Here is a 12,477-nt window from a genome sequence, read left to right as displayed (position 1 = left end):
CAGCCTTCATATCTGCCACGGCAAGTGTTCCGAGTTGACACAAAGCCCCGGTTTTGCGGCTTAACCATAGCTTTGGCCTGTGCAGTCGTGCGCCAGTTTGGCAAGGATGGGGAATGGAAAGCAACCAATCCCCATTTACTGCGAAACTGGTCGAGTCGTTGTATGTCGAAGCCATGGTCCTGGCCGACGAGGCCCGGGCCTTTTTCGAGCTGGGTCCGGATGAACAAGGCCTCAGCCCGTCCGACGAAATCCGCATAGACATGTCGTGCGAGTCGCTGCGCGTGACCACCCGGTTGATGCACTCGATCGCCTGGTTGCTGAACCAGAAGGCCTTTTTCGCCGGCGAACTTTCCGAACACCAGTTGCGCAGCCGCAGCCGATCGCTGGGCAAGTGCAGCACCAGTGACGCGTTCATCGTCGCCCGCCTTCCCGCCGAAGCCCAACGGCTGGTGCAGGAAACCCAGCACCTGCTGGAACGGCTGGTCCGGCTCGAGCGATCGCTCGAGGCGGAACGGCTGGGCTTTGCCGAGGCTCAGGCGATGCACCCGATGGTCCACCAGATGCAGGCGCGTCTGGCGAACGAACTGGCCTGACTCAACTGCCCCGTACGCGGATCGCATTTGCGCGATTGCTTTCTGACTCTCGTTGTTTAATCATTCGATTAAACAAAAGCCGGACATGATCCGGCGGAGAGGGCAGATATGCAGATGTTCCCGACCCGGGCGGAGGATATCGATCGCGACTGGCTGCAAGCCCGGCTGGACCAGGCGGGTGTGCTCGATGGCGCACTGATTACCGGGTACACTACCACAGCCATAGGCACTGGCCAGGTCGGCGACACGGTTCGCATTGCGCTGGAGTACGACCGCCCCTCCCCGACCGCGCCCGCATCCATCGCCGCCAAGCTGCCGTCGCGCGATGCCACCAGCCGGGCCACCGCTGCCCATTTCAGGCTGTATCTGCGCGAGGTGAACTTCTACGCCCGAGTCGCACCGCTCATCCCCTCACGCGTGCCTCGCATGTATGCCGCACTGATCGACGATGCCGGATGCGATTTTGCCTTGCTGTTCGAGGATGTCGGACCCGCCCAGGTCGGCAATCAACTGGCATCATGTTCACTGATGCAGGCGCGCGCAGCGGTTTGCGAGGCGGCGTTGCTGCACGCCTCGACCGATGGCTTGCCGGTGCTGGACGAGGACTGGCTGCAGGGCGATCCCGATGCGCGCGATTGGATCATCCAGGCCTATCCCGGAGCACAAGCGGCTTTTGCCGAACGATTTGCGGGGCAGATCGAGCCTGAATATCTCGAGATCTGCGAGCAGCTGGCGGCCCATTGCGCAACATGGTTCCATTTCACCCCGGCGACCCGCTGCATCACCCATGGCGACTTCAGGCTCGATAACATCCTGTTCGACATCCGGGGCGGCGCAGAACCGTTGGCACTGGTCGATTGGCAAACCTGCGTCACCGGCGGCGGCACCAGCGATCTGGGCTATTTCCTGGGCACCGGCATCGGCACCGATCTGCGCCGCGCCCATGAGGATGAACTGATCGACCTGTATTGCGCGGAAATGACCCGGCTGGGCGTTCCGCGTACGCGTGAGACGATCTGGGAAGATTACCGCATTGGAGCGCTCAGCGGGCTTTCCACCGCGGTTTTCAGCGCTGCGTTTGTCGAGCGCACCGAGCGCGGCGATGCCAATTTCCTGTCGATGGCGCGGGGCGCGTGCAGCCTGGCACTCGACCATGGCAGCATCGGGGCCCTGCTGAATTGGGCCAACAATCATTTGGAAACAACGCTATGCTGACCAAAGGTGATGACTTTCCTCTGCATCAGACTCCCGAGCCGATTGCTTATTCGGGGACCGACCGGAATTTCTACGATCGCTATTTCTTCAACGGGTATAATCCCGATGGTTCAGGGTTTTTCGCTCTAGCCTTTGGTGTTTACCCGCATCTCGACATAGCCGATGCAAGCTTTTGCTGTATTCGCAATGGTATACAGCACAATCTTCATGCTTCGCGTGAGCTGGGAATGGAGCGGATGGACCTCGCGGTCGGGCCGATCCGTATCGAGGTGATCGAACCGCTCAAGGCGCTGCGCATTGTCGTCGAGGGTGAAGGCCTGGCCGCAGATCTGCTGTTCACCGGGCGCGCCTTCCCGATCGAGGAACCGCGTTTCGTGTTCCGCAACGGCCCGCGCACGTTCATGGACTATACGCGGATGACGCAGAACGGCCATTACAGCGGCTGGATCGAGGTCGATGGCGTTCGCACGCAGGTCGCCGACGGGTGCGCGGGCACCCGCGACCGGAGCTGGGGCGTCCGGCCCGTCGGCGCGAGCGATGCGCAACCGCATTCGGGTAGCCGCGCCCCCTGCTTCTTCTGGCAATGGACCCCGGTCAACCTGGGCGAGCGCAGCCTGTTCTTCCACCTCAATGCGCACCGCAGCGGCAGGGCCTGGAACACGCGAGCGGTGATCGCGCCCGATCATGCCGGGCATGACGGGTTTTTCGAGACGCCCGATGCCACGATGGTGACCCGGCATCACGCGGGGACCCGCTGGCCCGCCGGGGGCGATCTGTTGATCGAAACCGATGCAGGCCCGCTCACAGTGACCTTCGAGCCGCTGCAACGTTTCCAGATGCGCGGCCTGGGCTATACCTGCCCACGCTGGGGGCACGGCCTGCATCATGGCGAACTGGCGGTCGAGCGCGAGGATTTCGATCTCGCTGCCCTCGATCCGCTGGCCCCGGACATGGGCAACCTGCACGTCCAGATCCTGTGCCGGGTCACCACCAGCGCCGGCGAGACCGGGCTGGGCACGTTCGAGCAGCTCGTGCTCGGCCCCTATGACCCCTGGGGGCTGACCGGCTATGGCGATACGCCGGTCAGCGAGTAGCGATCACTTGCGATAGACGCGCACGTTCTTGCCGCGATGATGCACGACCGGGCGGTGATGCGTGGCACTCTCGGTCACCACAACGGTTTCCTCGCAATTGCAGCTGCCCGGCGTGATCGTGACCGTGGTCACGATCGGCGGCGGATAGTAATAATAATAGCCCGGAGGGGGCGGCGGATAGCCACCTGGCTGGCGCGGCGCGACACCCTGTTGCGCGAGCACCCGCTTGCAGCGTTCGCGGTCTTCGGCCTTGTCGATCACCATGCCGGCGAGCGCGCCGACGCCCGCGCCAATCAGCGTGCCCCCGGTGCGGTTGCCGCGCCCTGCGATGCGGTTGCCGGCAAGACCACCGGCAGCCGCGCCGATGGCCGCGCCGCCCAGGCCATTGTCGCGGCGACAAGCCTCCAGGAAGGCGGGATCGTAATCGCGATCATAGGCTCCAGGAGGTGACGGAGGCGCATACCCGCGATGACCGACGGGCGGCGGCGGAGCGTAGCTGGTGCCGTAGCTTCCCGCTCTTTCCTGCGCGAGCAGACGCTTGCAGCGCTCGCGGTCCTCAGCCTTGTCGATCACCATGCCGGCGACGGCGCCGACGCCAGCGCCAATCAGCGTGCCGCCGGTGCGGTTGCCGCGCCCTGCGATGCGATTGCCGGCAAGACCACCGGCAGCTGCGCCGATGGCCGCACCACCCAGGCCGCTGTCGCGACGACAGGCCTCCAGGAACGCCGGATCATAGCTGCTGTCATAGGCTGCGGGCGGCGGCGGCATGCTACGGTCAAAGGTTGCGCCGGGGGCATCCGCCGGCCCCTGGACCCAGTGCGTGCCCTGCATCACGTTGTCGCTGCCCAGCAACAGGCTCTCGTCATAGTTATACGGGTCGTAATCGGGCGAATAGGTCTGGGTAACGACCGTGCTGGTCCCTGCCTGTGCGGCCTGCCAGTTGACGCCCTGCACCGCGTCGTACACCTGGCCGCTGCGATCGGTCAGCACCGCATCGTCGTAATAGCGCGACCAGCCGAAACCCTGTGCCGGACGCGGCAGGCCGTAGCCCTGCCAGTTGGCGATGTAATAGCTCGGTGCAATCCATACGCGCGGCAGAATGAAGCCTCGGAAGGGCCGCACATAGGCCGGGGCACCAGCGGGGAAGCGCGCGCCATAGCTGCGCTGCACCACAGGTCCGCGGTTAAGCGCGCTGCTGGTCTTGAGCGCGATCCATCCGTGTGCGGCGTGGCGTACGCCCGATTCGGCGGCTTGGGCTGGCACGGTCGTGCCCACCAGAGCAAGGACGCTGGCGGTTATCGCAGCGTGACGCAGTGAAGCAAAAGCGCGGCTCTTCATGGTTAACTCCCCTTGGGCAATCCGGCGCGCCGCGCGGGCAGAAGGGCGTATGTCCCTCCGTCCCATCCGGCGTGGTTAAGCGATTGTTACCATTTGTGGGAAGTTCGCACCATCGGACCGATGTAAAACCGGGTGCATCGCGATGCGGTGTTTCAATATGGGGCAGAGCCGGACGAGAGGTTAATTCGTTGAATCAGATACGCCCGGCGAGCGTCCTGGCCAGCCGCTCGATTCCGGCCCGGTCTTCCTGTTCGAAGCGCGCCAGATCAGGGCTATCGAGGTCGATGACATGCGTCACACGACCTTCATGGATCACCGGCACCACCAGTTCGGACTGGCTGGCGGCATCGCACGCGATATGGCCCGGAAAGGCATGGACATCGGCCACGAGCTGAGTCTCCCCGCTCGCCGCCGCCGTGCCGCACACGCCGCTGCCCAGCGCGATGCGGATACACGCGGGCTTGCCGACAAACGGGCCGAGGACCAGTTCACCATCGACCATGCGATAAAATCCCGCCCAGTTTAGATCGGGCAGGAACTGCCAGAGCAGGGCAGCGACATTGGCCATGTTGGCGATGCCGTCGCTTTCGCCGTCCACCAGCGCAAGGGCTGCGGAATGCAGATCGTCATAGAGCTGAGGCTTCGGGATATTCTGATCAATTTCAAACGAATACATGGTATAGCTTCCAGATCATGCAAAATCAGTCGAACGCGACGCGGCCCCGGTTTTTCTTCACCGTCGACCGGTTCTTCTTGCCCGCCAGCCGCTCTGTCTTGCCCACGCGGTTGAGCCGTGACCGGGCCCGCGTGACGGGAAGGTCATAGGCCTGCGCCAGCAAGGCCGAAACGCGTTCGCGCGCGAGCTTGCGGTTGGCTTCCTGGGTGCGGTGATTGCGCGCCAGGATGACCAGCTCGCCATCCTGGTTGATCTTGCTACCCGCCAGTGATTTCAATCGGTTATAGACGAGAGGTGGCAAACCCAGAGCATAAATGTTCACATGCAGCTGGACCGCAGTCGCCACCTTGTTGACGTTCTGCCCGCCCGGACCCGATGCGGTGATGAACCGTTCGGAGACGATGGCATGATCGGGGATCGCAATGTCAGACATCGGCCAGCCCCTCGTCCACCAGCGGCTCAGCCATGCCAAACCCCAGATCGAGAAAGCGTTTGGGCATCGGCGCGGTGGCGACGATCGGCGGCTTGGCCCCGCGCGGCAGGATCAGCCCCGCGGCGTGCAGCATCAACCCCGATGGATAAGGCGTCCCGTAAAACGGATCGCCCACCAGTGGCCTGCCCAGGCCGTGCAGCGCGTGCACGCGGATCTGGTGCGTACGCCCGGTTTCGGGGCGAAACTCGACCAAGGTCCGCCCACCTGCTGTTGTAACGCGCTTCCAGTGCGTAACCGCGCGCTTGCCCGATGCGTCGGGAACGATCCGCCACCCCTGCTCTGCGGTGCTGGTCTTGCCCAGAGCGATGTCGATGGTGCCATGATCATCGGGCAGATCGCCTTCGACAATGCCCAGATAGGTCTTTTCGACCTCGCCACTTTCAAACGCCGCGCCGAACCGCTTCGCCGCCTTGGCATGGCGCGCGAGCAGCAGGCAGCCCGATGTGTCCTGATCGAGCCGGTGGACCGCCAGCGGCATTTTGTGAAAACCGAAGCGCAGTTGCGGCAGATAGTCGTCCAGGCTGCGGCCACCCTTGCGAGGCTGGGTCACCGGCAGGCCCGCAGGCTTGTCGATGACGATCGCTTCGCCATCAATGAAAGGCAACGTGCCTGCGACGCAAAATGCGGGAATGGGGGCACTCATCGCGGTCAGCCGGCCTCCGCCATCGCGAAGCTTTGCGCGAACAGCTCTATCGCGCGCAACCGGTCTGCCTGGTGATAGGCGTTGCAAGAGATCATCACCTCATCCGCCTCGAACACATCGGCCAGGGCGAGCACCTTGTCGCGCACCACCGCTGCCGTACCAAACGCCGCGATGCGGGCCTGGGCACCGACGATCATCGCCTCGCGCTCGGTAAAGCCCATGTCGCGGCTTTCTTCGGGCGACAGCGCAGGCTGCTGTCCGCCGCCGAGCAACCGCGCGATGTTGAGGAAATAGTTCTTGCGCAACAGCTCTGCCTTTTCGGGGTCGTCACAGGCAAAAGCGGTGGTGGCCAGCATGACATAAGGTTCGGCCAGCTGGGCGCTGGGCCGGAAATTGCGCCGATACAGGTCCGTGAGGCTGGTATCGGCATGCGGATTGATGAACAGGGCCAGCGCATAGGGCAGACCCAGCTGCCCCGCAAGCATCGCGCTGTCCGGACTGGTGCCCAGGATCCAGACAGGCACGTCGCCTTCCGGCTCGGGGCTCAGCCGCGGGTCGGTCAGGCTTCCGTCAATATAGCCGACAAGCTCCGCCACCTGCTGCGGAAACTCGCGAAATGATGGCGGGTGCGGTGCGGAGAGGGCTGCGGCGACGCGCATCTCGCCGCCCGGAGCGCGGCCAACGCCGAGGTCAATACGGCCGGGATACAGGTTGCTCAACACCGCAAACTGCTCGGCCACCTTGTACGCGCTGTAATGGGGTAGCATGACGCCACCCGAACCCAGCCGGATGGCCTTTGTCTGCGCGCCGATCGCGGCGATGAGGATCTCCGGAGCGCTGCCGCACAGAAAGCGGCTGGCATGATGTTCGGACAGCCACAGCCGGTGATAGCCCAGCCGGTCTGCCAGTTGAGCGGTCTCCAGCGAAGCAGCCAGCGCGGCGCTGGCAGGAATGTCGGCAAAGCGGACGGACTGGTCGAGAAGGGAAAAACGCAGCATGCCTTAAGGATAGGCCTTTTGGGACGGGTCACAAGCCCAAGCCGTGAACCGCCCCCGAAAAGCGTTGTGCCTTAGTCCTCCTGCACATTCTCCCGCTGCACACCCGAGCGCCTCAGCCCCTCGGATGTATTGCGCGATTGTGGCCGCTCGATGCGCGGCGCACGGTCGGGCCGTGGAGTACGCTCGGTCCGCGGCGGCCGCTCCGCCCGAGGGGGCGCAACGACGTTGGGCTGCGGCTGAGCGCCGGGCCGTCGCATGTCAGGGCGGGCGCGGCCTTCACCCCTCGCTTCGGGACCCCGCCTGACGGGCTGCTGCTGTGGTGGCTGACCAGCCTGGCCCTGCTGCCGTTGCTGCCAGCGCTCGAGCTGCCGCTGCCGGTCTTCAGGGGTCAGCCCACCCATGCGTTCGCGCTCACCACGCCGGGTGCGCGGAAACTCGGGATTATCGCTGCGCTGCTCGCGCCGCCAATCACGCCGATCGTCGAGCGTTTCGCGCCTGTCATCGCGGCGCACATCCCGCCGGTCGTCGCGCCGCCCTTGGCGGAAATCCTGCCGGTTTGCTCTGCGCTGCTGCTGGTACTGCCAGCGCTGCTGCGCCCAATACCGTCGATGCCGGTCCTGCATCGCAAAGCGCGCGCCGCCGGGGCGATCGAAGATGTACGTGCCATAGCCGGGATAATAGAAATTATCCCAATAGCCGCCGCCATAGCCGATCTGGCCAAAGCCATAGCCCGCGTCGCAACCGTACCAGCTGTCCCATGCCGAAAAGCCATCGCAATAGGGATCATATCCCCCCGCATAGCCGCTGCCCACGCCAACAGAGACACCGCCATAACCGCCATAATCACCATAAGCACATGCGGACAGGGACATGGCGCCCAAAGCCAGGGCGGCGATACGGGTAGCACGCTGGCGCGCGTTGGCGAAAAATGGAATTCGGGTCAAATTTGTATCCCCTGGTTGCCGCAAGCCGGGCGCGGCAGGCCAACGGAGCGACGCCCCGATGGTTTGTTCATATAAACCACAAGTTGAATTAACGATGAATGAGACTCACGCTGCGATCTGCGCTTGCTAACATTGATGTCAGTTGATATTTAATGGATCGGTTAAATCAGTGCAGAGGATTCTCCATGGCTACCGTGATTGCTCCCCCGCGCGAGATGTTTCCCGATCACACGATCCAGCGTGACAGCGGCAATCCGCATTGGACGCGGATGCCCGGGCCCAACTCGCTCGACCATATTCCGGGAGAAGACGGTCTGCCGGTCGTCGGCGTCACATTCAAGATGCTCGCCGACCCCGAAAAGTTCGGCAACGAGATGCGCGCCAAATACGGTCCGGTCTATCGCACCAATGCTTTCGGTCGAAAGCAGGTCGCGCTGTTCGGGGCAGAGGCCAATGAACTGGTGCTGTTTGATCGCGACAAGGTGTTTTCGTCCGAACAAGGCTGGGGCCCGGTGCTCAACCTGCTGTTCCCGCGCGGACTGATGCTGATGGACTTCGACCATCACCGCGCCGATCGGCGCGCGCTGTCGATCGCCTTCAAGCCCGCACCGATGCGGCATTATGCCGAAAAGCTGAACGAGGGAATCTCCACCCGGGTCCGCAGCTGGGCCGACAAGGACATCCAGTTTTACACGGAAATCAAGAAGTTGACGCTCGATCTTGCGGCAACATCTTTCCTGGGCATTCCCTGGGGTCCGGAGGCCGACCAGATCAACAAGGCGTTTGTCGACATGGTCCAGGCTTCGATCGGCGTGGTTCGTCGTCCGCTGCCGTTCACCAAGATGGGCCGCGGCGTGGCGGGCCGCAAATTCCTGGTCGATTACTTCACCCCAGAGGTTCAGAAACGCCGCGAACAGCAGGGACCCGACATGTTCAGCCAGTTCTGCCGCGCCACCCGCGACGATGGCAGCCTGCTCACCACCGACGAGGTGGTCGATCACATGAACTTCCTGATGATGGCGGCGCACGACACCATCACCTCGTCGGCCAGTTCCTTGATCTGGATGCTCGCCCGCCACCCCGAATGGCAGGACAAGCTGCGTGCCGAACTGCTCGAGCAGGCGCCTGCCGGTTCGCCGATGCCGTACGACTCGCTCCCCAATCTCGAGCTCACCGAAATGGCGTTCAAGGAATCACTGCGGCTGATTCCGCCGGTTCCCTCGACCCCGCGCCGCGCGCTCAAGGAGTTCGAATTCGGCGGCTATCGCATCCCTGCCGGCACTCCGGTCAGCATCAGCGCCGCCTATACCCACAAGCAGGAGGAGCACTGGCCCGAGCCGCACCGGTTCGATCCGATGCGCTTCACCGCCGAGGCGACGCGCAACCGGCACAAATACGCTTGGGTGCCCTTTGGCGGCGGCGCGCATATGTGCCTGGGGCTGCACTTTGCCTATATGCAGATCAAGGTGCTGCTCCACCACATCCTCAGCGAACACCGTATCGTTACCGAGCCTGGCTATGCCCCCGAATGGCAGGCCTGGCCGATCCCGCAGCCCAAGGACGGGCTCAAGGTGCGGTTCGAGAAGCTGTAACCCCTGGTACTCGGCGGCTCGCCGGAAAACGGGTTTTCTCGAACGTGCATCGGCGCTAGGTGGCGGCAACAGACCAGCACAGGAGACGCTTTCGATGCCGCAACTCGTCCTTATCCGCCACGGCCAGTCGCAATGGAACCTGGAGAACCGCTTCACCGGCTGGTGGGATGTCGACGTGACCGAAAAGGGCGCCGAAGAAGCGCGCGCGGCGGGACGTCTGATGCGCGACAAGGGGCTGGATTTCGACATCGCCTTCACCTCGCTGCAGACCCGCGCGATCAAGACGCTGAACCTGGCGCTCGAAGAGATGACCCGGCTGTGGCTGCCGGTGGAGAAGGACTGGCGGCTCAACGAGCGTCATTATGGCGGGCTCACCGGGCTCGACAAGGCGCAGACCGCCGCCAAGCACGGCGACGAACAGGTGCACATCTGGCGCCGCAGCTTTGACATTCCGCCGCCGCCGATGGATGCCGGATCGGAATTCGACCTGTCGCAGGACCGGCGCTACGCCGGCATCGCCATCCCCAACACCGAGAGCCTCAAGGACACGATCGCGCGCGTGCTGCCCTATTGGGAGAGCCGCATCGCGCCTGAACTCAAGGCGGGCAAGCGTGTGATCATCTCGGCGCACGGCAATTCGCTGCGCGCGCTGGTCAAGCACCTGTCGGGCATCGCCGACGATGCCATCACCTCGCTGGAAATCCCCACCGGCCAGCCGATCGTCTCCGAACTCGACGACAACCTCGCCGAAGTGGAGCGCTATTACCTCAGTGAGCGCTGAGCAGGACGATGCTCTCAGGCGGTGTGCGCGTCGTAATGGTCGATCTCGGCCAGCAGATGCGCCACCGCTTCGGGCGGCAGGAATGATCCGGTAAAGCTGTTGGCGGCCAGCGTCCGCAACTCCGCACGGCTCAGATCCAGTGCCTTGGCCACGGCCCGGTAATTCTCGTTCACATAACCGCCGAAATAGGCCGGGTCATCCGAATTGATCGTGGCCTTGATGCCCGCATCGAGCATCCGCTTCACCGGGCTCTGGCCGAGCTCGTCGATCACGCACAGCTTGAGGTTGGAGAGCGGGCAAACGGTGAGCGTCATCCCCTCGGCCGCAATCCGCGTCACGAGCCCTGCATCTTCCATCGCGCGATTGCCATGGTCGACCCGGTCGACCGCCAGCACATCAAGCGCCTCGTGCACATAGGCGGGTGGCCCCTCCTCGCCGGCATGCGCCACCAGTTTCAGCCCCAGCGAGCGCGAGCGCGCAAACACGTTCGCAAACTTCGATGGCGGATGGCCGACCTCGGACGAATCGAGACCCACGCCTGCAATCCGGTCCAGAAACGGCAGCGCCTCGTCGAGCGTCGCCTCTGCCGCCGCTTCATCGAGATGGCGCAGGAAGCACAGGATCAGCTTTGAGGTGATGCCCCATTGCTTTTCGCCATCGGCCAGCGCGTCGCCGATCCCCGTGACGACATCGGCAAACGGGACCCCGCGTTCGGTATGGCCCTGCGGGTCGAAGAAAATCTCGACATGGCGCACATGGTCGGCATGCGCGCGTTCCAGATAGGCCCAGGTCAGGTCATAGAAATCCTGCGCCTTCAGCAGCACCGCCATGCCTTGATAATAGATATCCAGAAAATCCTGCAGGTTACTGAAATTATAGGCCTGGCGAATCTCGTCAACGCTCGCGAACGGAATTTCGACACCGTTGCGCTGGGCCAGCGCGAACAGCATCTCGGGCTCCAGCGAGCCTTCGATATGCAGGTGCAGTTCGGCCTTGGGGAGCCGGTCGATATACGCGTCGCGCTGATCTGGGTTCATGCCACCGTTATGCCAACGGGGCGATGGAGGCGCAATCGCTTCCGTCAGTGTCACTCGCCCAATATGATGCTGGCGCCGGGTTTGTGCGCGCGTATTTCCTCGACCGTCAGGCCTGAAATCTCGTGCGGAAAGACCAGCCACTGTTCGGTTTCGTGCACGAAGAAATCGGGGGTCAGATCGGTCATGTTGCGCGACGGCTTGTAATAGACGGTGGCGATCCGCCAGTCGTGCGGCATGTTGTACCGGCACTTGGCCGCAAGCTCGTGGATGAAGGCGCGGATGGATCGTCCGCTGTCGAACACGTCATCGACCACCAGCAGCCGGTCTTCGGGGCACAGAGTATCGATCAGATAGCCCAGCGCATAGACGCGCACGTCCTTGCTCTGCTGGTCGATGCCGTAATAGCTGGCGGTGCGGATGGCGATATGGTCGGCCTCGATGCCATGATATTCGAGCAGCTCCTGCACCGCGATCCCCACCGGCGCACCACCCCGCCAGATGCCGACGATATGGGTGGGCTGGTAACCGCTTTCGACAACCTTCATCGCGAGGCGATAGCTGTCCTCCAGCAGGCTGTTGGCGGAAATATAGAGCTTTTCGGCGGTCATCGTGATGTGGAGCCTTGCTGGCGACGGGGATTGGGCTTTCTTGCCAGCGTGGCAGCGTCGGTCAAGCCCTGCCCGCGCGCGTAATCACCACGGCGGCGATCGCCAGCAGCAGGATCGCGCCGGCTTCGAACAGGATCTTGTCGGGCGCCATATCCTTGCCCTGAAGCACGATCAGCCGCGCCAGCGCGGTAATGGCGATGAAGATGGGGTAGACGAACGGCGATCCGCGACCGGTATAGAAGACCGCTATCATGCCGATCACTTCGGTATAGAGGAACATCAGCAGGATATCGGCGAGCGAAATCGTCCGTGCCGCCAGGATGCCCCAGACCTCGATCCCGGCCGCAGCCAACGTCATCAATGCCACCAGGATCAACAGAATATGCTCGATCAGGTGAAAGCCGCGCACGGCGAACGAATCGCCTGGCAGCGCAGCCGATGCATCGGCTGGTTGTACGGACACCT

Annotated in this window: 14 protein-coding genes; 5 read left to right on the top strand and 9 right to left on the bottom strand. The window is 63.4% G+C overall.

Going from position 1 to position 12,477, the window contains the following annotated elements:
• The first annotated feature begins 113 nt into the window (after positions 1-113).
• The 3 genes from D618_RS0107780 (at position 114) to D618_RS0107770 (ending at position 2,902) form a co-directional block, all read left to right on the top strand.
• On the top strand, positions 114-593 hold the full coding sequence (locus tag D618_RS0107780; RefSeq protein WP_017670941.1) for a DUF1465 family protein: 480 nt from the start codon (positions 114-116) through the stop codon (positions 591-593).
• A gap of 108 nt (positions 594-701) precedes the next feature.
• Positions 702-1,808 (top strand): phosphotransferase, encoded by a 1,107-nt coding sequence (locus D618_RS0107775; protein ID WP_017670940.1) that lies wholly within the window; start codon positions 702-704, stop codon positions 1,806-1,808.
• A 236-nt stretch (positions 1,809-2,044) separates the two neighbouring features.
• Entirely contained in the window at positions 2,045-2,902 is an 858-nt protein-coding gene (locus D618_RS0107770) for a hypothetical protein (RefSeq protein ID WP_238550620.1), read from the top strand.
• Positions 2,903-2,905: 3 nt separating this feature from the next.
• On the opposite strand, the gene D618_RS20030 is transcribed toward D618_RS0107770, so the two are convergent.
• From D618_RS20030 to D618_RS18995, 6 genes are all read right to left on the bottom strand, one after another.
• Positions 2,906-4,240 carry an RcnB family protein gene (locus D618_RS20030; RefSeq protein WP_017670938.1) on the bottom strand — a complete coding sequence of 445 codons (1,335 nt, stop codon included), beginning with the start codon at positions 4,238-4,240 and terminating at the stop codon, positions 2,906-2,908.
• A gap of 193 nt (positions 4,241-4,433) precedes the next feature.
• Positions 4,434-4,916 (bottom strand): GAF domain-containing protein, encoded by a 483-nt coding sequence (locus tag D618_RS0107755; RefSeq protein WP_017670937.1) that lies wholly within the window; start codon positions 4,914-4,916, stop codon positions 4,434-4,436.
• Positions 4,917-4,941: 25 nt separating this feature from the next.
• Positions 4,942-5,349 (bottom strand): alternative ribosome rescue aminoacyl-tRNA hydrolase ArfB, encoded by a 408-nt coding sequence (gene arfB / locus D618_RS0107750; RefSeq protein ID WP_017670936.1) that lies wholly within the window; start codon positions 5,347-5,349, stop codon positions 4,942-4,944.
• The gene (locus D618_RS0107745) at positions 5,342-6,052 is read right to left on the bottom strand and encodes an RNA pseudouridine synthase (protein WP_017670935.1); all 711 of its coding nucleotides are present in this window, start codon (positions 6,050-6,052) and stop codon (positions 5,342-5,344) included. Before D618_RS0107745 ends, arfB begins: the two co-directional genes overlap by 8 nt.
• Before the next feature lie 5 nt (positions 6,053-6,057).
• Positions 6,058-7,050 (bottom strand): LLM class flavin-dependent oxidoreductase, encoded by a 993-nt coding sequence (locus D618_RS0107740; RefSeq protein ID WP_017670934.1) that lies wholly within the window; start codon positions 7,048-7,050, stop codon positions 6,058-6,060.
• A 71-nt stretch (positions 7,051-7,121) separates the two neighbouring features.
• A complete protein-coding gene (locus D618_RS18995) occupies positions 7,122-7,922 on the bottom strand; it encodes a hypothetical protein (RefSeq protein WP_051041296.1) in 801 nt (266 codons plus the stop codon).
• Positions 7,923-8,263: 341 nt separating this feature from the next.
• Between D618_RS18995 and D618_RS0107730 the strand changes: the two genes are divergently transcribed.
• A complete protein-coding gene (locus D618_RS0107730; protein ID WP_152414640.1) occupies positions 8,264-9,586 on the top strand; it encodes a cytochrome P450 in 1,323 nt (440 codons plus the stop codon).
• A 94-nt stretch (positions 9,587-9,680) separates the two neighbouring features.
• Positions 9,681-10,367 (top strand): 2,3-diphosphoglycerate-dependent phosphoglycerate mutase, encoded by a 687-nt coding sequence (gpmA, locus tag D618_RS0107725; RefSeq protein WP_017670932.1) that lies wholly within the window; start codon positions 9,681-9,683, stop codon positions 10,365-10,367.
• Between the two features lie 14 nt (positions 10,368-10,381).
• Here gpmA and D618_RS0107720 read toward each other — a convergent pair whose 3' ends face one another.
• The 3 genes from D618_RS0107720 to D618_RS0107710 all read right to left on the bottom strand — a co-directional run bounded on the left by D618_RS0107720 (position 10,382) and on the right by D618_RS0107710 (position 12,475).
• A complete protein-coding gene (locus D618_RS0107720) occupies positions 10,382-11,404 on the bottom strand; it encodes an adenosine deaminase (RefSeq protein ID WP_017670931.1) in 1,023 nt (340 codons plus the stop codon).
• Positions 11,405-11,454: 50 nt separating this feature from the next.
• Complete coding sequence (locus D618_RS0107715; RefSeq protein WP_017670930.1) at positions 11,455-12,012, bottom strand: phosphoribosyltransferase family protein; 558 nt, start codon at positions 12,010-12,012, stop codon at positions 11,455-11,457.
• A gap of 61 nt (positions 12,013-12,073) precedes the next feature.
• A complete protein-coding gene (locus D618_RS0107710) occupies positions 12,074-12,475 on the bottom strand; it encodes a phosphate-starvation-inducible PsiE family protein (protein WP_238550619.1) in 402 nt (133 codons plus the stop codon).
• Positions 12,476-12,477: the final 2 nt, after the last annotated feature.

Origin of the sequence: Blastomonas sp. AAP53 (assembly GCF_000331245.1) — a bacterium.
Lineage (GTDB): Bacteria > Pseudomonadota > Alphaproteobacteria > Sphingomonadales > Sphingomonadaceae > Blastomonas.
Note: the sequence above shows the minus strand (reverse complement) of the source record. Positions and strands in the feature narration are given on the sequence as shown.

What these genes read in the sequence shown, in the direction of transcription:
- D618_RS0107780 (WP_017670941.1), top strand. Translation starts at nt 114, where the DNA reads ATGGAAAGCAACCAATCCCCATTTACTGCGAAACTGGTCGAGTCGTTG.
- D618_RS0107730 (WP_152414640.1), top strand. Translation starts at nt 8,264, where the DNA reads ATGCCCGGGCCCAACTCGCTCGACCATATTCCGGGAGAAGACGGTCTG.
- D618_RS0107755 (WP_017670937.1), bottom strand. Translation starts at nt 4,916, where the DNA reads ATGTATTCGTTTGAAATTGATCAGAATATCCCGAAGCCTCAGCTCTAT.
- D618_RS0107770 (WP_238550620.1), top strand. Translation starts at nt 2,045, where the DNA reads ATGGACCTCGCGGTCGGGCCGATCCGTATCGAGGTGATCGAACCGCTC.
- arfB (WP_017670936.1), bottom strand. Translation starts at nt 5,349, where the DNA reads ATGTCTGACATTGCGATCCCCGATCATGCCATCGTCTCCGAACGGTTC.
- D618_RS0107720 (WP_017670931.1), bottom strand. Translation starts at nt 11,404, where the DNA reads ATGAACCCAGATCAGCGCGACGCGTATATCGACCGGCTCCCCAAGGCC.
- gpmA (WP_017670932.1), top strand. Translation starts at nt 9,681, where the DNA reads ATGCCGCAACTCGTCCTTATCCGCCACGGCCAGTCGCAATGGAACCTG.
- D618_RS18995 (WP_051041296.1), bottom strand. Translation starts at nt 7,922, where the DNA reads ATGTCCCTGTCCGCATGTGCTTATGGTGATTATGGCGGTTATGGCGGT.
- D618_RS0107740 (WP_017670934.1), bottom strand. Translation starts at nt 7,050, where the DNA reads ATGCTGCGTTTTTCCCTTCTCGACCAGTCCGTCCGCTTTGCCGACATT.
- D618_RS0107715 (WP_017670930.1), bottom strand. Translation starts at nt 12,012, where the DNA reads ATGACCGCCGAAAAGCTCTATATTTCCGCCAACAGCCTGCTGGAGGAC.
- D618_RS0107775 (WP_017670940.1), top strand. Translation starts at nt 702, where the DNA reads ATGCAGATGTTCCCGACCCGGGCGGAGGATATCGATCGCGACTGGCTG.
- D618_RS20030 (WP_017670938.1), bottom strand. Translation starts at nt 4,240, where the DNA reads ATGAAGAGCCGCGCTTTTGCTTCACTGCGTCACGCTGCGATAACCGCC.
- D618_RS0107745 (WP_017670935.1), bottom strand. Translation starts at nt 6,052, where the DNA reads ATGAGTGCCCCCATTCCCGCATTTTGCGTCGCAGGCACGTTGCCTTTC.